This window comes from Jejuia pallidilutea (assembly GCF_002973595.1).
Lineage (GTDB): Bacteria > Bacteroidota > Bacteroidia > Flavobacteriales > Flavobacteriaceae > Jejuia > Jejuia pallidilutea.
The window spans coordinates 154,755-179,940 of record NZ_PVEO01000006.1 but is presented as its reverse complement, the minus strand read 5'-3'; the positions used below and the strand labels follow the sequence as shown (position 1 = coordinate 179,940).

Annotated in this window: 22 protein-coding genes; 13 read left to right on the top strand and 9 right to left on the bottom strand. The window is 32.9% G+C overall.

Features of this window, described 5'->3' with window-relative positions; translation table 11 throughout:
- The first annotated feature begins 34 nt into the window (after positions 1–34).
- Together CLV33_RS11525 and CLV33_RS11520 are read left to right on the top strand one after the other, a co-directional pair.
- Complete coding sequence (locus CLV33_RS11525) at positions 35–1,594, top strand: hypothetical protein (protein ID WP_105474039.1); 1,560 nt, start codon at positions 35–37, stop codon at positions 1,592–1,594.
- Between the two features lie 136 nt (positions 1,595–1,730).
- On the top strand, positions 1,731–4,082 hold the full coding sequence (locus CLV33_RS11520; RefSeq protein ID WP_105474038.1) for an ATP-dependent helicase: 2,352 nt from the start codon (positions 1,731–1,733) through the stop codon (positions 4,080–4,082).
- Between the two features lie 144 nt (positions 4,083–4,226).
- On the opposite strand, the gene CLV33_RS11515 is transcribed toward CLV33_RS11520, so the two are convergent.
- The 3 genes from CLV33_RS11515 to CLV33_RS11505 form a co-directional block, all read right to left on the bottom strand.
- The gene (locus CLV33_RS11515; RefSeq protein WP_105474037.1) at positions 4,227–5,192 is read right to left on the bottom strand and encodes a glycogen-binding domain-containing protein; all 966 of its coding nucleotides are present in this window, start codon (positions 5,190–5,192) and stop codon (positions 4,227–4,229) included.
- Positions 5,193–6,155, bottom strand: a complete 963-nt coding sequence (locus CLV33_RS11510; RefSeq protein ID WP_105474036.1) for an aspartyl protease family protein — start codon at positions 6,153–6,155, stop codon at positions 5,193–5,195. It lies immediately after the preceding gene.
- Between the two features lie 185 nt (positions 6,156–6,340).
- Positions 6,341–7,222: an alpha/beta hydrolase gene (locus CLV33_RS11505; protein WP_244906426.1), complete on the bottom strand. Its 882-nt coding sequence runs from the start codon at positions 7,220–7,222 to the stop codon at positions 6,341–6,343.
- A gap of 202 nt (positions 7,223–7,424) precedes the next feature.
- Between CLV33_RS11505 and CLV33_RS11500 the strand changes: the two genes are divergently transcribed.
- The gene (locus tag CLV33_RS11500; RefSeq protein WP_105474035.1) at positions 7,425–8,045 is read left to right on the top strand and encodes an L-threonylcarbamoyladenylate synthase; all 621 of its coding nucleotides are present in this window, start codon (positions 7,425–7,427) and stop codon (positions 8,043–8,045) included.
- 355 nt (positions 8,046–8,400) lie between these two features.
- Here the strand turns inward: CLV33_RS11500 and CLV33_RS11495 are convergent, their stop codons facing one another.
- The 5 genes from CLV33_RS11495 to CLV33_RS11475 all read right to left on the bottom strand — a co-directional run bounded on the left by CLV33_RS11495 (position 8,401) and on the right by CLV33_RS11475 (position 14,620).
- Positions 8,401–10,530 (bottom strand): PKD domain-containing protein, encoded by a 2,130-nt coding sequence (locus tag CLV33_RS11495; protein ID WP_105474034.1) that lies wholly within the window; start codon positions 10,528–10,530, stop codon positions 8,401–8,403.
- A gap of 2 nt (positions 10,531–10,532) precedes the next feature.
- Positions 10,533–11,567 carry a right-handed parallel beta-helix repeat-containing protein gene (locus CLV33_RS11490; protein ID WP_105474033.1) on the bottom strand — a complete coding sequence of 345 codons (1,035 nt, stop codon included), beginning with the start codon at positions 11,565–11,567 and terminating at the stop codon, positions 10,533–10,535.
- 671 nt (positions 11,568–12,238) lie between these two features.
- Complete coding sequence (locus CLV33_RS11485; RefSeq protein ID WP_105474032.1) at positions 12,239–13,078, bottom strand: OmpA/MotB family protein; 840 nt, start codon at positions 13,076–13,078, stop codon at positions 12,239–12,241.
- Positions 13,079–13,187: 109 nt separating this feature from the next.
- Entirely contained in the window at positions 13,188–14,177 is a 990-nt protein-coding gene (locus tag CLV33_RS11480; RefSeq protein ID WP_105474031.1) for a glycosyltransferase family 2 protein, read from the bottom strand.
- Positions 14,174–14,620: a type I restriction enzyme HsdR N-terminal domain-containing protein gene (locus CLV33_RS11475; RefSeq protein WP_105474096.1), complete on the bottom strand. Its 447-nt coding sequence runs from the start codon at positions 14,618–14,620 to the stop codon at positions 14,174–14,176. The genes CLV33_RS11480 and CLV33_RS11475 overlap by 4 nt, the downstream gene beginning before the upstream one ends.
- Before the next feature lie 92 nt (positions 14,621–14,712).
- Here CLV33_RS11475 and holA point away from each other — a divergent pair, with 92 nt between their 5' ends.
- The 10 genes from holA to CLV33_RS11425 all read left to right on the top strand — a co-directional run bounded on the left by holA (position 14,713) and on the right by CLV33_RS11425 (position 24,270).
- Complete coding sequence (gene holA, locus CLV33_RS11470; RefSeq protein ID WP_105474030.1) at positions 14,713–15,717, top strand: DNA polymerase III subunit delta; 1,005 nt, start codon at positions 14,713–14,715, stop codon at positions 15,715–15,717.
- Positions 15,717–16,382: a uracil-DNA glycosylase gene (locus CLV33_RS11465; RefSeq protein WP_105474029.1), complete on the top strand. Its 666-nt coding sequence runs from the start codon at positions 15,717–15,719 to the stop codon at positions 16,380–16,382. Before holA ends, CLV33_RS11465 begins: the two co-directional genes overlap by 1 nt.
- Positions 16,383–16,826: 444 nt before the next feature.
- Positions 16,827–17,666, top strand: a complete 840-nt coding sequence (locus tag CLV33_RS11460) for a 1,4-dihydroxy-2-naphthoyl-CoA synthase (RefSeq protein ID WP_042246320.1) — start codon at positions 16,827–16,829, stop codon at positions 17,664–17,666.
- Entirely contained in the window at positions 17,654–18,568 is a 915-nt protein-coding gene (gene menA / locus CLV33_RS11455; protein ID WP_244906425.1) for a 1,4-dihydroxy-2-naphthoate octaprenyltransferase, read from the top strand. Before CLV33_RS11460 ends, menA begins: the two co-directional genes overlap by 13 nt.
- A 65-nt stretch (positions 18,569–18,633) precedes the next feature.
- A complete protein-coding gene (locus CLV33_RS11450; protein WP_105474027.1) occupies positions 18,634–19,311 on the top strand; it encodes a metal-dependent hydrolase in 678 nt (225 codons plus the stop codon).
- A 336-nt stretch (positions 19,312–19,647) separates the two neighbouring features.
- Positions 19,648–20,337 carry a DUF2490 domain-containing protein gene (locus CLV33_RS11445; protein ID WP_244906424.1) on the top strand — a complete coding sequence of 230 codons (690 nt, stop codon included), beginning with the start codon at positions 19,648–19,650 and terminating at the stop codon, positions 20,335–20,337.
- Positions 20,338–20,362: 25 nt separating this feature from the next.
- Entirely contained in the window at positions 20,363–21,124 is a 762-nt protein-coding gene (locus CLV33_RS11440) for a carbonic anhydrase family protein (RefSeq protein WP_105474026.1), read from the top strand.
- Between the two features lie 93 nt (positions 21,125–21,217).
- Positions 21,218–22,252 carry an o-succinylbenzoate synthase gene (locus CLV33_RS11435; RefSeq protein ID WP_211297562.1) on the top strand — a complete coding sequence of 345 codons (1,035 nt, stop codon included), beginning with the start codon at positions 21,218–21,220 and terminating at the stop codon, positions 22,250–22,252.
- Complete coding sequence (locus CLV33_RS11430; RefSeq protein ID WP_105474025.1) at positions 22,252–23,187, top strand: CPBP family intramembrane glutamic endopeptidase; 936 nt, start codon at positions 22,252–22,254, stop codon at positions 23,185–23,187. Before CLV33_RS11435 ends, CLV33_RS11430 begins: the two co-directional genes overlap by 1 nt.
- A 9-nt stretch (positions 23,188–23,196) precedes the next feature.
- Entirely contained in the window at positions 23,197–24,270 is a 1,074-nt protein-coding gene (locus tag CLV33_RS11425; protein WP_105474024.1) for an AMP-binding protein, read from the top strand.
- Between the two features lie 62 nt (positions 24,271–24,332).
- Here CLV33_RS11425 and CLV33_RS11420 read toward each other — a convergent pair whose 3' ends face one another.
- Positions 24,333–25,079 carry a YebC/PmpR family DNA-binding transcriptional regulator gene (locus CLV33_RS11420; protein WP_105474023.1) on the bottom strand — a complete coding sequence of 249 codons (747 nt, stop codon included), beginning with the start codon at positions 25,077–25,079 and terminating at the stop codon, positions 24,333–24,335.
- Between the last annotated feature and the right edge of the window lie 107 nt (positions 25,080–25,186).

The following is a 25,186-nucleotide window of genomic DNA, read 5'->3' as shown; positions in this document are numbered from 1 at the left end:
GGATATAAAAATATTGAATGTTTATATTTATATAATGAATTTAAAGTCAAAAAAATATATAATTTGGTTTTTAGGCGCCTTAGTATTGGTTTGTATTGCTGGTTTCACCATTAATTATAGTTTAAAAAGAAAGTTGGAGACTAAGTTAAAATCCTTATCTGAAACCATAAAAATAGAGTATAAAGACATTAGCTTAAATGCTTTCACCGGACGCCTAAACGTAAATGAGCCACACATTAGAGTGTATGGAAAAACTACGGATACTGTAAATTTAAGCATAACCTTAAAACGCTTGAATATTGAAGGGGTAAGTTATTGGTCTTATGTTTTTAATGATAAAATTTATGCAGATAAAGTAATTTTCGAGCAGCCAAATATTAGGTATTATCATAATAATTTGGTACAAAACAACACTTATCATAAAAGGTTTAACAGTAGTTTTAAACATAAGGTGGCCATACAATATTTAGAAATTGTTGATGGTAAATTAGACGTTTACCAAGCACAAAATAATACGTTGGCCTTAAAATCTAATGCAATTAATTTTAAAATAGAAGATGTTTCTATTGCCCCAAACACTACAAAAGCACATATATCTTATAAAAATTATAGTGTTAATAGCAGCAACGTGTTTTTTAAAATTAGCGCGTTTGAAGATCTTAATTTAACTCATATAAATATTAATCCAGAAACGATAAAGCTTACAGATGTAAAGCTAAACACATCACTATCTCAAAACGCTTTATCCAATCATATCACCACAGAAAGGGATCATTATAACTTAAATATAGATTCTATAGCTCTTAAATATCCAGATTTTGGACTCAAGCAAGATTCGCTATTTTATTTCAATAGTCCACTTACAACTATATATCAAGCTAATTTCGAAATTTTTAGAGACAAATTACTTCCAGACGATATGTCTTACAAACCATTGTATAGTAAAATGTTACGGGAATTAAATTTCAATATGGCGCTAGACACGCTACAAATAAAAAATTCTGCAATAAACTATACCGAAAAAGTTAAAGCAAATACAAAAGGCGGGGAACTGCGTTTTTCAAATTTAAATGCCAACATAACTAATCTGGGAAATACCTACATTGATAAAACGCATATTGATATTAATGCAATTTTTATGAAACATACGCCTTTACATGTGCAGTGGAATTTTAATGTAAACAATAAAAATGATGCGTTTGTATTCAAATCTGATATTGGAAAATTTCATGCGCACGATTTAAACCAGTTTATGACACCAAACCTGAATGTAAAATTAGAAGGTGAAGTAGAAAAATTATATTTTACCGTTAGCGGAAACGCAATTACATCACAAATTGATGCTAAATTGAAATATGAAGATTTTGATGTTGTAGTCCTAAAAAAGAATGGCAAAGAAAAAAACAAACTTTTATCTACAGTTTTAAATATTTTTATTTCTAAAGATAGTAATAATGATGCTAAAACTTTTAGCTACGGATCTAAAGAACACATACACAGAGACCGTACAAAATCTATATTTAACTTTATTTGGTTAAACTTAAAACAAGCCTTAATGGGAGCCATTGTAGGAAATGGAAAAAAGAAACCGTAAACAATATATTAATTTATAATTGTTTTAAAAACCGATACCTACAACACAAGAAGATAGATTGTTTATAATTATTGATAATTCTGATGTTATATAAAGGTAACATTAGTTATTTTCACACGTTGAAAAAGAAGATACTTTGGAAAAATATTTAAATCAGTTAAACAGCGCACAGTTAGAACCTACCATCCAAATAGATGGACCAATGATTGTAATTGCAGGCGCAGGTTCTGGAAAAACCCGTGTGCTCACTTACCGCATAGCGTATATGATGAGTAAGGGTATAGACCCCTTTAATATTTTATCGCTAACCTTTACCAATAAGGCAGCGCGCGAAATGAAAGAGCGTATTGCTGCTATTGTTGGTGCAAGTGAAGCAAAAAACCTGTGGATGGGTACGTTTCACTCGGTTTTTGCTAAAATTTTACGTATTGAAGCCGATAAATTGGGGTATCCTAGTAATTTTACCATCTACGATACCCAAGATTCTGATAGGTTGATTGCCTCAATCATTAAAGAAATGAATCTAGATAAGGATGTGTATAAGTACAAACAGGTACGCTCTAGAATTTCCTCTTACAAGAATAGTTTAATTACCGTTCGTGCATATTTTCAAAATCCAGAATTAAAGGAAGCCGATGCCATGGCGCGTCGCCCAAAAATGGGAGAGATTTACAAAGCCTATGTAGACCGATGTTTTAAAGCTGGTGCGATGGATTTTGATGATTTGTTATTAAAAACCAACGAACTTTTAACGCGTTTTCCAGATGTGTTAATGAAGTACCAAAACCGCTTTCGTTATATTTTAGTAGATGAGTATCAAGATACCAACCACTCGCAGTATTTAATTGTTAGGGCACTGTCTGATAAATTTCAAAATATATGTGTAGTAGGCGATGATGCACAAAGTATTTATGCATTTAGAGGGGCAAACATTAACAATATTCTTAATTTTCAAAAAGATTATGATGATGTTAAAGTATTTCGATTAGAACAAAACTACCGTTCTACAAAAAATATTGTAAATGCCGCAAATTCTATAATAGACAAAAACCAAACCAAGCTTGAAAAAATAGTATGGACAGCCAATGAAGAAGGCGCAAAAATAAAAGTGAATCGTTCGTTAACCGATGGTGATGAGGGGCGTTATGTAGCCAGCACGATTTTTGAAACCAAAATGGAAGCGCATGTGCCTAATAGCGATTTTGCAGTACTATACCGAACCAATGCACAATCTCGTGCCATAGAGGATGCCCTTAGAAAGCGCGATATTAAATACCGTATTTATGGTGGACTATCATTTTACCAACGCAAGGAAATAAAGGATGTGTTATCCTATTTGCGCTTAATTATTAATCCTGCCGATGAGGAAGCTCTAAAGCGCGTTATTAATTTTCCGCCCCGTGGTATTGGGCAAACTACCTTAGATAAGCTAATTGTTACAGCAAATGGTTACGATCGCACAATTTTTGAAGTTATTAAAAACTTAGATAAAATTGATATTAAAATTAATTCTGGCACTAAAAACAAACTAGAAAATTTTGCAACACTTATTGAGAGTTACCAGGTAATGAACCAAACTGCGGATGTGTTTGAACTGGCAGAACATGTAACAAAAAGTAGTGGCTTAATTAGGGAGTTTAATAAAGACGGTACGCCAGAAGGTGTAGCGAGAATGGAAAACATTGAGGAACTGCTTAATGGTATGAAGGATTTTGTTGAAGGTCAGCGCGAAATAGCCGATGCTACGGGCTCCTTAGCTGAGTTTTTAGAAGATGTGGCACTAGCTACAGATTTAGATAACGACAAAGGTGATACCGACCATGTAGCACTTATGACGATTCATTTAGCCAAAGGTTTGGAGTTTCCTTATGTATTTATTGTTGGTTTAGAGGAAGATTTATTCCCAAGTGCTATGAGCATGAATACGCGAAGCGAACTAGAGGAGGAGCGACGCTTATTTTACGTGGCACTAACAAGAGCAGAAAAACAAGCGTACTTAACTTATGCCTTATCTCGATACCGCTGGGGTAAACTTATTGATGCAGAACCAAGTCGTTTTATTGAAGAAATAGACGAACAGTACTTGGATATTGTTACGCCAATTGAAGAACGACGCTATAACCCAATGCTAGATGCCAACATTTTTGGTGATGTAGAACCAGACCAAAAAGCATCGCCTAACAGAATACGGTTTAAACCTGCCAAAACATTAGAACGAAAAAAAGGAGCACCAAAATCTGAGCCAGAAAAATTTCAAGTGTCTGCACCTAAAAATTTAAAACCTGTTTCAAAAACCAGCAATGGAGCTGCAAATTTGTTCGATAGCAAATTAGCCGTTGGTAATATTGTAAAACACATTAGATTTGGAAAGGGTGAAGTTTTAAAAATTGAAGGCCAAGGCGCTGATACAAAAGCTGAAATTAGGTTTGAAACTGGAGGCAGCAAGAAGTTATTGTTACGGTTTGCTAAGTTGGAGGTGATTGGATAAACCTCATTTTTTTTCTGGGAGGTAAACTTCTGCTTAAAATAAAAGTATTACCTAAAATTGTATTTATACGCTAAGAAAAAGTGGCCTCTTTCAATAGGGCATGTAATGTGTGTTAAATACGTAAAAGGGAAATGGATAACGTATTTACTTTACCATATAAACCGAATTAATATGGCCGTCGCCATCATACTCCCTAACAGGATTATCAGGGTCGGTTATCCATTCGCCATCAATAATAAATTTATAATGGTGTTTACCGCCAGATAAGGGAAGCGAATACACCCAACCATCTGTTGTTTTTTCCATTTTTATGGCATGTTCATTCCAGTTATTAAACGAGCCTGCTAAAATTACTTCCTTAGCATTGGGATAACCCACTAAGGCAAACGTAATATGTTTTTGAATATTTAAAACAGAATTAAATTCATTAAACTCATTAGGTGTTTTACTTGGGTTATGCGGGTCTTCCATCCATTTGCCGTCAACAATAAAGCGATATTGGTACACGTCTGGTTTCATTTGTAGGGTCAATTCCCATCCGTAGTCGGTTTTATTCATTTCAAACAACTGTTCGTTCCACTTATTAAACGATCCAGCAAGCACTACTTTTTTAGCATCTTTAAATCCTTTTAGTTTAAATGTTGCATTACCATTTTTAGAAGGGTAAGCGGTATACATTTTAAGGTTGTAAACACCAAGTCTTCTGCCGTTTTTTATGGCTTTAGATATGTTACCGTCTTTTTTTGTAGGTTCTGCCCAATAAGCGTCGTTAATTACATATTTAAACTCCCAAGAAAAGGCATCATTAAAATCGGCAATACACTTTTTTAGCTCGTAAATGTAGTTGTTAATCTTTGTCATTTTCCACCCTTCTCGCGACCAATTATTAAACGCTCCAGAAACAGAAACATGCGCTATATTAAAGTCGCCAAATTCTAAGCGTTGCCCTGTGTGTTCTTTTGTAAACTTAGAGTAATCTCTAACATCAAACCTAAATGTAACAGTATCATTCTCTATGGTGTAGCCTTTAAATGTTTTGTTTTGCGCAAAAACACTTAAACTTACAAGCGCAAATAGTAATAGGGCGATATGTAGTTTTATTAATTTCATTTAGTATGCAATTGGGTAATCAATAAAATACAATTTTTCTTTTTTATAATTAATAATAGTACGTTTTTGAGCAAAAAATTCATAACCCAAAATACCATCTATTGCAACTCCAAAAGCTTCATTCATTTGGTTTAAATTCGTTAAAACAGTATACATGGGGCCAAAATAAATATTATCCTTTAATTTTACACGATGCAATTTCCCTGCCAAAACCCTAATTGTTTTTCCGCTGGCACCATTTAATTTTAAACGTTTTTTTGGAATAAAAAACGCTAAGGCTTTTCTGTGTATACTCTTATTTATTTGATTAAACTCTGCGGCAGTATCTAAACCAAAACGAACACTTTGGTTATTTATAAAACCCTGTATTACAATAGTATGCTTTTTTAGTGTGAAGTCTAAACTATCTACTATTTTTTCTAAATAAATTTTATCGCTTAAGGGGTGTCCTTCTTTATCAACTTTAGTTAGCGTAATTTGATGGAGATGTAAATCGATAAAAACCTCATAGTCCTTTAAAATACTATACCCAATAATGCCTAATAGTTTTATTTTTTTACTTTTTTCAATATGGGATAAATTAATGATATCTGATACTTTATTTTCAAATTTAAACCCATTTAAATTAAATTCATCTATAAATTTTTCATACGAAAAATCCAAAACGGCATTAACCCCAGACGCATTAGTAGCTTTTTTTTGAAATGCATAATACGCATTAAAATGAACACTATTTAAAATTAAGGCTTCTGAACCCGTATCGATAATAAAGTTGCCTTTTTTATCCAATAATTCTGCCTCTACAACTATTAAATGATCTACCAGCTTAAAAGGAATGCGGGTGGTATACGGGTTTAAAACTTCGGCTTTTGGAAACAGAATAGGAGGGTTGGCTATGGCGTACGCTCTAAAAACGAAAGCATTTATGGTAAAAAGTAATATTGTAACCCACAGTCTTATCATACCATAAAGACTACTGGAAAACAAAAATGTTACATTAAAAAACTAATAATCAATAACGTATTAAACTAACGCATCCATTTGTATGCATTATATTAATACAGTTGGTAATTTTAATATTTAGCAGTATTGGAAATTACAGTTTTAATAGTGTATAAAATTCGTAACACTAATCTTATGTAAAATAACTATAAATGCGTTTCCATAAATACATTTAGCTTACTCCAAGTATCAAGAAGTTCTAGACCCGTCCAGCCATGGCCTGCATTATCATACAATGTAAATTCGTGGGTTACATTTAACGATTGTAGTTTATCCCTTAAATCTGTACCCTGTGATATTGGAATTAAGGGGTCTTTTCCGCCGTAAAACAATATGGTAGGTGGAGCAGTAGCCGTTACTTGATGAAACGGACTTACTTCTTCTAAAAATTCAGTAGTTGGGTCTATGCCAAATAAATCGAGTAAATTCTGTAACTCGGGATTGGTATTGTTTAAATACTCCGGATCGGTTAAATTGGTTGGCCCTACAATACTGCACACCATATCTACTTTGTTATTGGTATCAAAAGCATAACTCCATAATAATGATAAGTGTGCACCAGCACTAATACCTATAAAACCTATATCTTCAGAAATAGAATATTTAGTTTTGTTTTCCCTAAGGAAAGCTACCAAATTAGTAATATCTTCAATCTGCATAGGGTAAGGCTTGTTGTTAGCATTGGCCAACCTATAATTCATATTCACAACTGCAATATCACTAAATTGTTGGGTAATTAAGAGCTTAAAGACATTCATATCGGCTTTACTGCCAGAGGTCCAACCACCACCGTGAATCAAAATAACGGTTTTGGTAGCCAATGTTCTGTTGGCAGGAAGATAAATATCAAATTTTTGTCGCTCTGCATCGCCATAAGCAACATCAAAAGCTTCAAAAACTTTGCTCGTATTTAATATGTTTTCTGTAATATCCTCATCGCTAGTGGTTTCGTTAGAACAGGAGGCATTAAACACCAATAGTAGGAAACCAACAAATAAAAATTTTAGTGTGTGCATTATATTCTTCATTTAAAAGCCAATTTTTTTATGCATTGTTTTGCATTTATTTTAACTTGTAGTTTCCATACAAGAGTAACTATAAATGCAAAATCTTTAAACATTACAGCAACAATACATTAGGTAAAACACCTCGTTTTGTGATATATTAAGTATGTTTAGTTTCAAGAAATTTTTTACTTACTTTGTAAAACGCTTGTACAAGATATATATTATGGCAGACTTTATTAGAATATACGAAGAAAATCCCAATTCTAAAGCGATTAACACGGTAGTAAAGGTGCTTAAACAGGGCGGACTTATTATCTATCCCACCGATACGGTGTACGGTTTAGGTTGCGATATTACTAATATTAAAGCCCTAGAAAAAGTAGCAAGAATTAAGGGTGTTAAGCTCGAAAAATCTAATTTTTCGTTTGTATGTAGCGATTTAAGTAATCTAAGCGATTATGTAAAACAGATTGATACAGCTACGTTTAAAATATTAAAACGCGCACTTCCAGGGCCATATACATTTATTCTTCCAGGGTCTAAAACCTTACCCAATCCTTTTAAAAAGCGTAAAACTGTAGGTATTAGAGTGCCTAATAATAATATTGCCTTAGATATTGTAAAGCAATTGGGCAATCCTATTATTTCAACATCCATTCGAGACGAAGATGAAATTTTAGAATATACCACAGATCCCGAACTTATTCTCGAAAAATGGGACAACCTAGTAGATTTAGTAATAGACGGTGGTTATGGCGATAACGAAGCCTCTACGGTAATAGACCTATCAGAAGACGTGCCCGTTGTGGTTAGGGAAGGCAAGGGTAGTATAGAGATTTTTTAGAGTTATTTGGACGCTTACCTTATCTCTGAATTCTCCATAACCCATCAACTCCGCAGGCTTGATTTAAAGCACTTTAACCTGAATACCCCCTTATCGTTTAGAAATTAATGGGCACGAAAATAATACCTTATGAATGAAACATTGTAACCACAAGGTACAGAATAGCTAAAGCAATTGGTGACAGAAAATTAATGTCAGTAAACAGTTTTCAATTTTATTTTGTAGTTTTTATCGTTGTACCCTAGCAAAACAATATAAAAGCTTTATTTGTAAAATGGTAACAGTCAGTCAACAACAAAAAACCACCTTGTTACAACAAAGCGGTTTTTTAAGTTTCATGCTTTTATAAATGGTTTCAATGTTTTAAAATCTTAAAAACACCCTGCCTTTGGCTTCCTGTGTTAGAAATTTCTTTTATTTTAAAGAAATACAATCCGTTATTTAGCATTTTTAAATCAATGTTAGTCACACCACTTTCAAATTTTAAAGTGTTCAAAACCATTCCGTTTATATTGCATATTTGAATTAATAGCGGGAATTCTGTTGTAAGGGTTAAATTATCTTTAACAGGATTTGGGTATAATTTTACAAAGTTGTAAACTGAAACCTCATCGACACCCAAACTTGTTATATTTTGGCAATTTGAAGTAACAGTACAGTTATTCACTGTTATTTTAACCGCATATTCCCCATTGCTAGCTGGCGTAAAGGTTTTATTGGTTTCACCATCAATATTAGTGTTACCATTAGAGCAGTCTATCCATTGGTAACTGGCTTCTGGTTGATTTGCCGTTAATTGAACATCCCCTGAATTTTCGTATACTGTTACCGAATTATCAATTTCCGAATTAAACGTTATTACTATATCATCTGAAACAACCGAGCAACCCGAGGAATTGGTTCTTGTTAATGTAACATTATAGGTGCCATTTGCTGTAACATCAATGCTTCGCGATGTTGCTCCTGTAGACCATAAATAATCGGCATTGGCATCATCAGCAGTTAATGTAACCGTACTTCCAAAACATGCTTGTAATGGACCAGATGCTGTTATGGTATTAACAGGAATACTGTATACTTGAATGTTTTGTGTTGCAATACTATCTAAACCAGAATTGGATTCAGACACAGTTAATCTTACTTCATAAGTTCCAGCAGTATTAAAAGTATGAGATGTGTTAAAATCGCTACTGGTATTACCATCATCAAAATTCCATGTAACAGTATCATAATCTATGCTATTGTTGGTAAAATTGATGGTTTCACCTACACAGATAGAGTTAGAGTTGGTAACAAATGATGCAATTGGCAATACTTGTTTATCAATAGTATCGGTCATTACAGCGCTGTATTGGTTGTATACATCTTTAAACTGCGTATGCAAAGTATGCTCGCCAGCCCAAAGTTGGTTTAAATTAACCTCAGTTAACACATAGTTTGATGCATCAGGATCAATATCTATAAACTTTTTAGTTGAAAAATCGTTATCAAACCAGTATTCAAGTGAAACCAATGCGTTATTTGTTAAGTTTTCCGGAGTACGAGGTTTTACAAATATTTTACTAATTATTGGGCTCCATTGGCCTATATCATCTTTAAATCTGATATAAAACACATTAACATCGTTAGGTAATGCGCTCACATCTATATCTGTAATCAAGTTAGCATCTTTACTTGGGGAAATGGACACATACGTTGGCGGATTGTCGTCATCAAAACCATATTCGTAACCAACAATAGTACTCGCTGTTAGAAAAGCTTCGGGAGGCTTCACAAATATTTTACTAATTATTGGGCTCCATTGGCCTATATCATCTTTAAATCTGATATAAAACACATTAACATCGTTAGGTAATGCGCTCACATCTATAGCTGTAACCAAGTTAACATCTTTACTAGGGGAAACGGGCACATACGTTGGCGGATTGTCGTCATCAAAACCATATTCGTAACCAACAATAGTACTTGCTGTTAGAAAAGCTTCGGGAGGTTTTACAAATACTTTACTAATTATTGGACTCCATTGGCCTATATCATCTTTAAATCTGATATAAAACACATTAACATCGTTAGGTAATGCGCTCACATCTATAGCTGTAACCAAGTTAACATCTTTATTTGGGGAAATGGGCACATACGATGGCGGGTTGTCGTCATCAAAACCATATTCGTAACCAACAATAGTACTTGCTGTTAGAAAAGCTTCGGGAGGTTTTACAAATACTTTACTAATTATTGGACTCCAAAGTCCATTTTGGTCTAAAAACCTTAGATGAATTACATTCACATCGTTCGGTAGTGCACTTACATCAACATTGGTTACGAGATTAAAATTTGGCGTAGGAGCAATACTAACAAATTGCAAGCCTTGACCATCATTAAATGCATATTCATAACCAATAATGTTGTTTTGTGCTGTGTTGTGGATAGTAAAAAGCAGGCTTATTAATATCCACAAATGTGGAATTAATTTAAATGCTTTCATAACTAATTGGTTTGCGCATGAACATTAATGTCTATTTGAATATTCCCATTCGTGTCTGATGAACCAGAAATAGATTTACTACTAATATGTGGGTTTGTAGGAATAGAGTAGTCTTTCCAAGGGTAAACTCCACCATAAATACCAGTTTCTGTAGCATCTGTACCTAAATTTGTTGCAGCACCTGCCTGTAAGTGGTAGTTGTCTGTATACTCAAAAACATTTCCGGTTTGGTTTACCAATACTTCAGAGCGTGTCATATAATAACTATTAACTTCTGTTGGGTCTGTTCCTAATGCAGAAATGGTATTGCAGAAAATATTGTTTTCAAAAGTGTTATCTGAACCTACTACAACATTGTTGCCTTCTTGTAGAAATATGTTGTTTTGAAATACGCAATTATTAGCATTAAATGTAGGTGTTACGGTACCATATGTATCGCTATGTGTAAATACATTATTTACAAAATATAAATCCCAAATTTCATAGTATGCATGATTTGAAATAATATTGTTAAAAAAGGAGCTGCTTCTTAAGTTTCTACAATCGTATACAGAATTAAAAATATTTTCTACAAAAACATTGTTGTTACTGGTGCTCATATCTTGAGTCCCTGGAACCCTTAGATTTGTCCATCTACAACGTTTTATAGTTATATCGTTAATAGAAATGTCGTTTGTATTTCCAATTATTAATTCTGAAGTAATATGAACACCTTCCAAATGAAAACCATCTGCATTTTCACCAAGGATAACATTACCAGAAATTTTTGTAGTAAAGGTTGCTATTGTGGCATCTGGATGGTGTCCTGCACCAAAAATGGTGAGTTTTTTGTTAAATACATTAGGTGGGGTATGTGTGCCACCTGGTAAATAAATGGTGTCTCCTGCCACAGAGGCATCATAAGCTTCTTGAAAGGCGGCATTTTCATTAAAGTATTGCACGCCATTGGTAGAACTGTGAAGTGCTACAACTTTTTGGGCGTAATTTGTTGTGGTAATTAAAATTACGCAAATTAGAAGAGAGAGTTTTGTTTTCATGATATAAATGAATTAATTAGACGATTACCTTGAAAAAAACAAGGCTGTTTTTTTAATGTGTTGTTATGTGGATAATGAGGTTTTTTAGTTTGGATTTTGAAGAGGTGATAGCTTATTTTTAAATAATTGAAAGTCTTATTGTATCCTTTGGATAGCAAGACGTTTTTTATAATTTTTAATAAATTGGTTATAGCTTTTGTATTTTTAATACTTCTGCTATTAGAATGTAAGTATCTGTGAGTTTGTAAATGCTTAAAAGTTGCAGCCCCATAATACTTATGTAGAATAGTTATTTGGAGTAGTGTAGTAAAGCAAAATAACGTTGAGAGTAAGAAAAGTAATTTTAATTTCATAACTAATCGGATTAATTATAAAAATTCATGTTTCAATATAGGAAACAGGACTCCGATAAAAAATGACCAAAATCATTTTAAAAAAAAACCACTTAGTTTTTTTCAAAGTGGTTTTAGGTTTCTTGGTATTATTTATTTACTATTAATGCCATATAATTTTATTTGCCATTTTAGGAAGGCCCTTTATTGAAGGGCTGCACTATGTATTTTTAAATATCATTCCTTCTTTTTTAGTATACGCAACCTTACTTTTTATACCAATAAAAAAAGCCCAACTTTTTAAAGTTGAGCTTTCTAATATTTTGTAAGACTGGTTTTTTAGTTACCTCCAGCTTCTAAATTTTTCATTTCCTTTTCTACTAATTCGTAGAATTGGTCTAGTTTTGGAAGTACTACAATTCTTGTACGTCTGTTTGTTGCTCTATTTTCAGCAGTATCGTTGTCTACTAAAGGCACGTAAGAACTACGTCCTGCAGCGATTAACCTTCCAGAGTTTACGCCTAGGTCTTCTAAAACACGTACTACAGAGGTTGCACGTTTTACACTTAAGTCCCAGTTATCTAATAACACGCCGCTTTGGTAAGATCTGCTATCGGTATGTCCTTCAACCATACACTCAAAGTCTGGTTTAGCTTTTACAACTTTAGCAACTTTAGCTAAAACTTCTTTTGCTCTAGCAGTTACGTTGTAGCTGCCACTTTTAAATAATAATTTATCTGATATAGAAATGAATACAACGCCTTTTTCAACATTTACTTCAATATCAGGATCGTTAATGCCTACTTCGCGTTTAAAGCTAGTTACTAAAGCTAAAGTAACACTGTCTTTTTTAGTTAAGGCATCTTGTAAACGGGTAATTTTTAAATCTTTTTCCTTAATGCTTTCTAATGTTTTTTCAACATTACTAGCACCTTTGGCTGATAATATTTGTAGGTTCTCGTTATATTTTTTCAAATCTTCTACCTGACTTTCCAACAATGTAGCTTTTGCCGTTGCAGAGGCTCTTTCTTCTAAACAAGAGTTTAATTTAACAGTTGCAGAATTCAATAAATCTTGGGTTTCTTTTTGTTTTTCTTCTAATGCTAAAAATTCTTTTTTAGAGACACAAGAACTCAATAAAAATAGCGTAGATAAGCTAAGTAAAATTACTTTTTTCATAATTTAAAAATTAATGTTTTTCGGATTAAATAATTGCCGGTTTGTTTTAACAAAAGTATATAAAAAACGGGGGAATACAGCACTGTTAACAAAACTTTTACTAAACGCGTTATAAACTTTTATAAAACTTTTTTTTATTTACGAAATAGAGCCAAACTATGGATGTTTTGTTATAATATTTTATTTTGTTTGTAATCGTTTTTCGTTTTTTAATTAACCCAAAAATATGCTTGTAAAAACTAAAATGTGCCTTAAGAATAGCTAAGAAGTGTAAAAATTTAAACTCTACTAAAAATTTAATTCCTGCTACGCCATCTAAAACTAACCTTATAAATACAAGGAAAAGTACATTTCCTTTAGCGTTTTTTACAAGAGCGAATAAACTATTTCTAAAATTTAAAAATGTTTTTTTAGGGTTAGAGTTGGCCAACGTAGCACCACCAACATGATATACTTGCGATCTGCCAGTATATATTATTTTGTAACCTAAGTTTTTTGCGCGCCAGCATAAATCAATTTCTTCCATGTGTGCGAAAAAGGATTCATCAAAACCATTTAGTTCTTTAAACACATAACTTCTTACAAATAAACAGGCGCCAGAAGCCCAAAATATGGAATGTGTATCGTTATATTGCCCTTCATCTTTTTCTAAGGTATTAAAAATACGACCTCTACAGTAGGGGTAGCCAAATTTATCTATAAAGCCACCTGCAGCCCCTGCATACTCAAAATAGTCTTTTTGCTTATAATCTAATAGTTTTGGTTGCATTATGGCAACTTCAGCATTATTTTTAAATGCTTCAACTATAGGTTCTAGCCAGTTTTTGGTAACTTCAACATCGCTGTTCAATAAACAAAATATATCGGCATCAACTTTTTTTAAAGCCTCATTGTAGCCTTTTGCAAAACCTCCATTCTCTTTATTTTGAATGATTTTAACTTCTGGGTAGTTAGCGTTTACGAAGGCCATAGAGGTATCTGTTGAGGCATTATCCACAACGTATATATCTGCATTTTTCGAGTGTGTTGTAACCGAAGGTAAAAACTGCTCTAAAAGCTTTTGTCCGTTCCAATTAAGTATAACTACAGCTATTTTCATTTTTGGTACTGGGGAATATCCCTTAAAAATTGATATTGCTCTTTTTTAAAATCCATTTTACAATAATAATGATGTAACCCATTGGTAACCATTAAATACTCAGCATTTAGCGTTAGGTTATATCTTGCAATTTGATCAAAAACCTGCTGATTTATCTCAATTTTTGGTGCCTTACATTCTACAATAATTAAAATATCGCCATTTGGCTTAAACACAACAACATCGTAGCGTTTACGTAAATCGTTAATTTTTAATTCTTTCTCAACGTTAATTAACGATTTAGGATATTTTTTGTCTTCAATTAAAAAATGCACACAGTTTTGTCGCACCCATTCTTCTGGCTGCATAACCACAAATTTTTTACGGATGATGTCAAAAATTAAAACTTTATTTTCGCTATTTTTGAATCGAAAGTTATATGTGGGGAAATTCAATCTTTGCACGCACAAATTTATCATTATAAAGTTATTCAGTATATGTTTTAATGAAAATTTAAAGATAAATTGAATAGCTACATTTTAAATTCCATTTTTATTTGGACGAAGTAAAACAATTAGTAACAGATATAAAGCAAAAAAAGCTTAAGCCTATTTATTTTTTAATGGGCGAGGAGCCTTATTATATTGATAAGATTTCTGATTTTATTGAAGACACCGTTTTATCTGAAGAGGAGCGAGGTTTTAACCAAATGGTTTTATACGGCAGGGATATTACAATAGACGATATTGTAAGTAATGCCAAACGCTACCCAATGATGGCAGAATACCAAGTAGTTATTGTTAAGGAAGCCCAAGATTTATCGCGTACAATAGAAAAATTGGCTGTATATGCAGATCATCCTCAGCCCACAACCATTCTTGTTGTAAATTATAAATACAAAAAGATTGATAAACGAAAAGCACTTTATAAGGCCCTTAAAAACAATGGCGTTGTTTACGAAAGTAAAAAACTATATGAAAACCAAGTAGCAGATTGGATTAGAAGGGTGTTGTCTCCAAAAGGGTATACCATTACACCTAAAGCTGCGCAAATGTTGGTTGAGTTTTTAGGTACGGATTTAAGTAAAATTAATAACGAACTGGAAAAACTACAGATTATTTTACCCAGCGAAAGCCAAATTACTCCCGAAATTATAGAAGAAAATATTGGTATTAGCAAAGACTATAACAACTTTGAGCTACGAAAGGCTATAGGTGAAAAAAATGCAGTAAAAGCTTATAAAATTGTAAATTATTTTGCTGAAAACCCTAAGGATAATCCAATGGTTGTTACAGTGTCGCTACTATTTAACTTTTTTTCACAACTCTTGCATTTTCATGGTTTAAAAGATAAATCACCACGAAGTGTAGCATCGGCGTTACGCATAAACCCTTATTTTGTTAACGAATATGTTGCTGCTGCAAGAAATTATCCTATGCGTAAAGTAAGTGCCATAGTGTCTACCTTAAGAAGTTTTGATGTTAAAAGCAAAGGTGTAGGTGCCAATGCGGTACCTCAAGGCGATTTATTAAAAGAATTATTAGTTAGAATTTTAAATTAATGGAAGTTGCCATTCACGACAGTTGGAAACCCTACTTAAAGGAAGAATTTAAAAAACCTTATTTTAAAGAATTAGTAGACTTTGTAAAGCAGGAATATAGTAATTATCGTTGTTTTCCTCCTGGACAAGAGATATTTAATGCGTTTAATTATTGCCATTTTAATGATGTAAAAGTGGTAATTATTGGGCAAGATCCCTATCATGGGCCAGGACAAGCCAATGGCTTATGTTTTTCGGTTAAGGATGGTGTAACGCATCCACCGTCACTAATAAATATTTTTAAGGAGATTGAAAATGATTTGGGGGTATCTTATCCACAAAGTGGAGATTTATCACGTTGGGCAAAACAAGGTGTTTTATTGTTGAATGCTACGTTAACAGTAAGGGCACACGAAGCTGGTAGTCATCAAAAAAAAGGATGGGAAACCTTTACAGATGCTGTGATTAAGACGATAAACGCCAAAAAAAATAATGTGGTATTCTTACTCTGGGGTGGTTATGCCAAACAAAAAGTTAAATTAATAGAAGGTGCAAAACACGATATATTAACATCGGGACACCCATCTCCATTAAGCGCCAATAGAGGTTATTGGTTTGGTAATAAGCATTTTAGTAAAACAAACGATTTGCTTACTTCTAAAAATCTAAAATCTATAAGATGGTAATGTTTTAGCTTCCCGTTGGAGCCAAATTTTCTTCAATATCAACAAGGGTTTTATGTGATTTTAGTACAATAGGGTTTTTATTAATTTTACTTTGTTTAGCTGTTTTATTACAGCTGATTTTTAAAAGTAAAAAATTAATACATACCAAAGCGGCAATGATAATAGTAGTAGTTAACAACATAGGCAATTTAGATTTAGTTCGATAAAAGTATAAATAATATCGTTAAAACGCAAATTTTAATTATTTATAATAAAACATTTACTAATTTATAAAATAAAAGCTACATAAAAAATAAGTATAACTGCTTATTTTATAGTTTTATTAATTCCTTAAAAAACAAGATTCATTTTATTAATCTATTATTTTTTCGTTTTCGTATTATTATTTTCTGAACAGCCCAATTTTTTTAAAATATCATTTATTTTTGAATAAAATTTTAGAGTATGAACAATCCTAAATGGGAAACAGCCAAAACCTATCAAGACATAACTTATAAAAAATGTAATGGTGTTGCACGAATAGCTTTCAACAGGCCAAATGTAAGAAATGCATTTAGACCAAAAACAACTAGCGAACTTTATGATGCGTTTTACGATGCTAATGAAGATACTAGCATTGGTGTAGTATTGTTGTCTGCCGAGGGGCCTTCAACTAAAGATGGGGTGTATTCTTTTTGTAGTGGCGGAGACCAAAAGGCTAGAGGCGAACAAGGTTATGTAGGTGACGACGGGTACCACCGTTTAAATATCCTTGAAGTACAACGACTAATTAGGTTTATGCCAAAGGCAGTTATTGCTGTAGTGCCAGGTTGGGCTGTAGGTGGTGGCCATAGTTTGCATGTTGTTTGCGATTTAACCCTTGCAAGTAAAGAGCATGCCATTTTTAAACAAACCGATGCTGATGTTACCAGTTTTGATGGTGGTTATGGTTCAGCCTATTTAGCTAAAATGGTAGGACAGAAAAAGGCACGGGAAATTTTCTTTTTAGGCAGAAATTATTCTGCACAGGAAGCTTTTGAAATGGGAATGGTAAATGCAGTAATACCTCATGATGAATTAGAAAGTACAGCTTTTGAATGGGCACAAGAAATACTGGCTAAATCTCCAACGTCTATTAAAATGCTTAAGTTTGCAATGAATTTAACAGATGATGGTATGGTGGGACAACAGGTGTTTGCTGGAGAAGCAACCCGATTAGCTTATATGACAGATGAAGCAAAGGAAGGCCGTAATGCGTTTTTAGAAAAACGTAAACCTAACTTTGAAAAAAAATGGATTCCATAATGAAAAATGTTTCAATTTGGATTTCCGCAATGCGTTTACGAACGCTACCGCTATCGGTCTCTGGTATTATAGTTGCATCTAGTTTTGCTGCATATAATGGTTGTTTTAACTTGCAAATATTTCTGCTGGCCATTTTAACAACTATTAGTTTACAAATCCTATCTAATTTGGCTAACGATTATGGCGACGGTGTAAAAGGTACAGATGATGCTGAAAGGATTGGTCCCGAACGTGCCATACAAAGTGGTAAAATTACACCAAATCTTATGTTCGAAGCTATTAAGCTTAATATTTTAGTTTGTATTGTACTTTCATTTCTATTAATATTTTCAGCTTTTGGCTCACAGCATTTTCTACTCACATTATTATATTTTGTTTTAGGAATAGCTTCTGTTATTGCCGCTATTAGATATACTATTGGAAGTAAAGCTTATGGCTACCGTGGACTAGGAGATGCCTATGTTTTTATTTTTTTTGGTCTCGTTAGTGTTATAGGGTGTTATGTGCTTTATGCGAAAACGGTGCACCATGTTGTATTTTTACCTGCTATAACCATAGGGCTTTTATCTGTAGCGGTACTTAACTTAAATAACATGCGCGATATAATTTCAGATAAGGCTTCAGGAAAAATAACCTTAGCAGTAAAATTAGGCGTTACAAAAGCAAAAACATACCATTTATTTTTAATAATTTCAGCAATTGTAGTTTCTGCCTTATGGGGTATATTGTATTACACATCACCCTTAAATTTAATTTATTTTATAGCTTATATTCCCTTAATTAAACATATTAAAACTGTAAAACATAATAATGCACCACAGGATTTAGATCCTGAGTTAAAAAAAGTGGCACTTTCCACATTTTTCCTATCTGTATTATTAGCTGTAGGTCATCTATTTTAAGATAAACCTATTGAAGTTTTAATGTTATTTACAAAATGATTATTTTAGTGTAAAACTAAATAAAAATGAAAATTACGTTTTACGGTCACGCTAGTTTAGGTATACAAATTAATGATATTAATATTCTTGTAGATCCTTTTATTTCTGCAAATCCAAAAGCAGCCCACATTGATATTAGTGCTTTAAAAGGCGATTTTATTCTGGTTACACACGCGCACCAAGATCATATAGTAGATGTAGAAGCTATAGCAAAACGTACCGGTGCTACCGTTGTTTCTAATTATGAAATCGCTACACATTACGAAAATTTAGGTTTGGAAACTCATCCTATGAACCACGGCGGCACATGGGATTTTGAATTTGGATCCGTAAAATACGTTAACGCTATTCATACTTCATCCTTTCCCGATGGTAGTTATGGCGGACAACCAGGAGGTTTTGTGATTGAAGGTGAACACAAAAACATATATATAGCCGGAGATACTGCCTTAACCTACGATATGAAGTTAATTCCGCTTCAAACCAAATTAGATCTGGCCATTTTACCTATTGGCGATAACTTTACAATGGGTATTGATGACGCAATTATAGCTAGCGATTTTGTAGAGTGCGATAAAGTTCTAGGCTATCACTACGATACATTTGGTTATATTGAAATAGATCACGAAGTTGCAAAACGAAAATTTTTCGAAAAAAATAAAGATTTGATGTTGCTAGATATTGGAGGTTCCTTAGAACTCTAATTACTGTTTTCTACATTGTTTAGTTGTCGATATATTTACTAATGAGCTAACATCTAATTAATTGTAATTTTAAATTACAATGAATAATCCATTTTTCATTTTTCAAAGTGAAATCATTTTAATTAAAAACGCTCAATGGTAATAAAGATTTAATTCTAACACATCTGCTTATAATATTGTAAACCCCTTTTTTCTTATTTAAAAAAATCACCTTGTTCAACAGTTGGTTAACATAAATCAACATTCTCTATTTATCTATAAATAAGTATAATAGGTAATTCCAGTTTTGCATTATTAATAGTATTACTTTTACTTTAAAGATTAATACTATTTGTTGTGAGATTAAAACTTTTAATATTGTTTGTGTTATGGTCTGTTTCCTATGGAAATGCACAAATAGACCAATCTAAAACCGGTTCGTGGTACATGTATTTCTTCAATACCCAATTTAAAAACAGTGACTTTGGAATTCAGGGCGATTTACAGCACAGAAACTGGAATGTATTGGGCGACTTAGAGCAATTGTTAGTAAGAACTGGGGTTACGTATACACCAAAAAATTCAGGTATTATGTTCACCTTAGGTTATGCCAATATTACAACTGGTACATTTGGCGATAGTACAGCTTCAACAAATGAAAATAGAATATACCAAGAAGGTTTATTTTCCCAAAAGTTAGGTGGTCGTTTCTTTTTAACCCATCGTTTTAGATACGAACAGCGCTTTGTTGAAAATCAGGATTTTAGAACAAGATACCGCTATAACTTATTTTTAAACATACCATTAAACAAAAAGGCACTAGAAAAAAATGCTATTTATACTGCCTTTTACAATGAGATTTTTGTTAACGGACAAACCAATATAGGTAACAACAACACCGTAGCATTATTTGATAGAAACAGAACGTATTTGGGTTTAGGCTATGTGCTAAAACCAGGACAAAGGTTTCAATTAGGTTGGATGAATCAAAAAACCAATAATTGGGGAAAAGGACAGCTGCAATTTAGCTTTCACCATAATTTTTAATATTAACACTTTAATACAAAACGCTATGAAAACAAGTTTAAAATTTTTAGGTATCGCTTTATTATCATTTACCATTACATCGTGTGCAGATGCTGAAGCAAAGAAAAAAGCAACAACAGAAACAACTGCTGAGGTTAGCTTAGAAAAACCAATAAAAAGTGTGCTTACCGCAGAAGAACAGGCTAATTTGACTGCCGATGAAATTATAGGCAGGCTAAAAAAAGGGAATGAAAATTTTGTGAATAATAATTTGACTAGACGCGACCACTCAGAACAACGTCGTAAATCTGCCATTGGGCAATACCCCAAAGCTATTGTATTATCTTGTGTAGATAGTAGGGTACCTGTAGAAGATGTGTTCGATTTAGGAATTGGAGATATTTTTGTTGCCAGAGTAGCAGGAAATATAGAAAACAGCGATATTGTTGGTTCTATGGAGTTTGCATCTGCTGTTGCGGGTTCTAAGCTAATTATTGTGTTAGGGCATACGGCATGTGGTGCGGTAAAACATGCTATTGATAATACCGATGCAGCTTCCATGAATATGAATGCGTTAAACAATTTATTGAATGAAATAAAACCATCAGTGGAAATGACTGAGAAAAACGGAGAAGTATCATCAAAAAACACCGCTTTCACAAATAGTGTTATTAAAAATAATGCGCTAAAAACTGTTGATGATATTCGAACCGCATCACCTGTTTTGGCAGATTTAGAGAAAACGGGCAAAATAAAAATTGTAGCTGCAGTTTACAATATGGAAACTGGTAAAGTAGATTTTATATAAATAAGCCTAAAAGTGGTTTAAAATGGGCAACTTTAAATTTAAAATTGCCCATTTTTATATTATGATATGTATTTTTGTGCCATTGCTAAAATTATGCATGCAACATACAAAACACACACACTAAAATTCAAAACTCCAAGTGGCACCTCTAGAGGTGTACTAAATCTTAAAGAAACGTGGATTATTACACTTAAATCCCAAGGAAAAGAGGGGATAGGGGAGTGTGGTATGTTTAAAGGACTATCGGTTGATGATAGGTTAGACTTTGAAACTAAACTCCAGTGGGCATGTAATAATATCCATTTAGGGTTGCAACCCCTTCTTGATGAACTTATAGAGTTTCCAAGCATACAATTTGGCTTAGAAATGGCATTTTTATCGCTTCATAGTCAAAATAATTTTGAATTGTTCCCTTCAGAATTCACAAACGGTAACGCATCAATTCCTATTAATGGTTTAATATGGATGGGAAGCGAAACCTTTATGAAACAGCAAATAAAAGATAAAATAAACGCTGGTTTCAATTGTATTAAAATGAAAATTGGAGCTATAGATTTTAAGACTGAAATAGATCTCCTAAAATCTATTAGAAAAGAATTTACTTCAAAAGATATAGAATTACGCGTAGATGCCAATGGTGCTTTTGCGCCTCATGAAGCACTAGAAAAACTAAAAATACTATCTGAATTCCATTTACATTCTATTGAGCAACCCATAAAACAAGGGCAAGTGGAAGCTATGGCTAAACTCTGTGAGGTTACACCGCTTCCTATTGCTTTAGATGAGGAATTAATAGGAATTTTTAGTGTAACAAATAAATTAAAATTACTACAAACTATTCGTCCGCAATACATTATCTTAAAGCCCACTTTAGTTGGTGGATTTAAAGGTAGCGATACTTGGATACAAAGTGCTGAAAACAACAACATAGGATGGTGGATAACAAGTGCACTAGAGAGTAATATAGGCTTAAACGCCATTGCACAATATACGTTTATGCAAAACAGTAAAATGCCACAAGGCTTAGGTACAGGAGGTTTATTTACAAATAATTTTGAATCGCCTTTGTATGTTAGTAAAGGGCATTTACATTACGATAGTACTAAAAACTGGGAAATTAATTTATAATGGACTACATACAGCAAGCATATAAGGGAAAAAGGGAATTATGGATGTTTATTATAACATCGCTATTAATTTCTGGTATGTTTATTTTAAACTTTATCTTCTTTTTGTTTACATCGAAAGAGGATATGCAAGCTGCTTACGATATGATGAAATCGTTACCAGGTAATATAAATTTGTTAATAAACCTTTTACCTTTTGCGTTTCTTTTGGCCTTACTTTTTGTTTTGGTAAAGTTTATTCACCAAAGAAGTATTTTATCTTTAACCACAGCAAGGCATAAAGTAGATTTTAAGCGTATACTATTTTCATTTTCATTAATTGTTGGCATTACATTATTGCTTTTTGGTATTTCTTATTATAGCGACTCATCTCAAATTGTTTGGAATTTTCAACCAACTAAATTTATTATTCTTTTAATAATAAGTTTATTGTTGTTTCCCTTTCAAATAGGCTTAGAAGAGTATTTATTTAGAGGTTATTTTATGCAACATATAGGAACTATGGTGAGAAATAGGTGGTTTCCATTAATTCTTACTTCGGTTATATTTGGTATAGCACATAGCGCCAACCCAGAAGTTGCAGAAATAGGACCATTAATTATGGTGTTTTACATCGGTACTGGTCTTCTTTTGGGAATTATGACGTTAATGGATGATGGCTTAGAGTTGGCTTTAGGATTTCACTTAGGAAATAATTTGTTAGCTGCTATATTAATTACCTCAGAGTGGTCTGCTTTACAAACAGATTCCCTATTTAAATATACCGCAGAACAAGTTGTTGATGTGAAAATGGAAATTATCGCTCCAGTTTTAATAATCTATCCAATTATTTTATTAATTATGTCGAAGACATACAAATGGACCAATTGGAAAGATAAATTGTTCGGTCCCGTTGTAGAACCACCAAAAGAAGATTATAAAATTTTAGAAGAATAAATATTACAAATGACTCCAGATTACACCAAGGTACACAGAAGATTTAAATTAGAAGGATTTCATTATAACCGCGAAGACCTAATGGAAGTTGCGTATAGTTTTGTAAAAGAAGGCTATCCATACCAGCAACAATTAGGACTTTTTCTATTAGACTGGTTAGATAAAAAAGATTATATAAAGGTTAAAACATCTGGTTCTACCGGAAAACCAAAAACCTTAAAAATAAAAAAACAGGCCATGGTGAATTCTGCCATTACTACTGGCGATTTTTTTGATTTAACACCAGGAAAAAAAGTGCTAAACTGTTTGCCTTCCAACTTTATTGCAGGTAAAATGATGATGGTAAGAGCCATTATTTTAGGGCTTGAAGTAGATATGGTTGTGCCATCTGCTTTACCGAGAATTGATTATGAAAAGGATTATGATTTTTGCGCATTTACACCAATGCAGTTAAAAAACTTTGCAAAATACTTAAAATCCATTAAAACAGTAATAGTAGGAGGTGGGCGTGTATCTTCTCATATCAAGGAGCTGATTAAAGATAAGAAACCACAGGTATATGAAACTTATGGTATGACCGAAACCGTATCGCACATTGCCGTTAGAAAACTTAATAATTTTACGGGAGACCCTTCTGACAAGTACTTTACAACCTTACCAAACGTAAGTATTTCTACAGACGATAGAGGCTGTTTGATAATTGATGCCCCAAAGCTTTCCAAAACTAAAATTGTAACGAACGATTTAGTTGAAATTTATGCCGATAACCAATTTGAATGGATTGGTAGAATAGATAACGTTATAAATACTGGTGGTGTTAAAGTATTCCCAGAGAAAATAGAGGAGCAGCTACAAGACAAAATACCTGAGCAATTTTTTATACACGGTATTGAAGACGATACCCTAGGTTATAAAGTTGTTATGGTAATAGAAGGTAAGGAACGTACTTTAGATAAAACACTATTCAAGACTTTAGAGAAATTTGAAGTGCCTAAAGACATTATATTCGTTAGAAAGTTTAAGGAAACCGCTTCAGGAAAAATTCATCGTTCTAAAACAATAGCTTCGATTTTAGAAGCGTAAAAAAAAATCCGGATCTTAAAAACTTAAGATTCGGATTTTTTTTATTTAGAGTTTAAAATATATTAATCTGCTGTTTCTTCCATAGTATGATATACATGTTGTACATCATCGTCTTCTTCAAGTTTTTCCAATAGTTTTTCAACATCTTCGGCTTGTTCTGGCGTTAACGATTTTGTAACCTGCGGAATACGTTCAAAACCAGAGGATAGAATTTCAATATTATTGTCTTCTAAATACGATTGAATTTTACCAAAACTTTCAAAAGGCGCATAAATCATTACGCTGTTAATTTCGTTACCATCGGCATCTTCATCAGTGTCTTCAAAAATTTCCTCCACACCAAAATCTATAAGTTCTAGCTCTAATTCTTCTAAATCTAGTGCTTCACCCTTAATTTTAAAATTACAGGTATGGTCAAACATAAACACTACCGAACCCGAAGTGCCTAAACTCCCTTCGCATTTATTAAAATAACTCCTTACGTTGGCAACCGTTCTTGTATTATTATCTGTAGCGGTTTCTACCAAAATGGCAATACCATGAGGCGCATAGCCTTCAAAAACTACCTCTTTATAATCGCCTTGACTTTTATCGCTGGCACGTTTTATAGCACGCTCAATATTGTCTTTAGGCATATTTACAGACTTAGCATTCTGTATTACAGCGCGCAACCGGGAATTACTATCAGGGTCTGGACCACCTTCCTTCACAGCCATTACAATATCTTTTCCTATACGCGTAAAGGCTTTACTCATGGCAGACCAACGTTTCATTTTTCTTGCTTTTCTAAATTCAAAAGCTCTTCCCATAGATTTAAGTTAAAAAGGTTATAACTATTTTAAATATCTAAAAATTTTAATTCTACAAATTTAAACATAGCGCAGGTAATTCCAAATTTATTCAGTTTTTTGAAAAA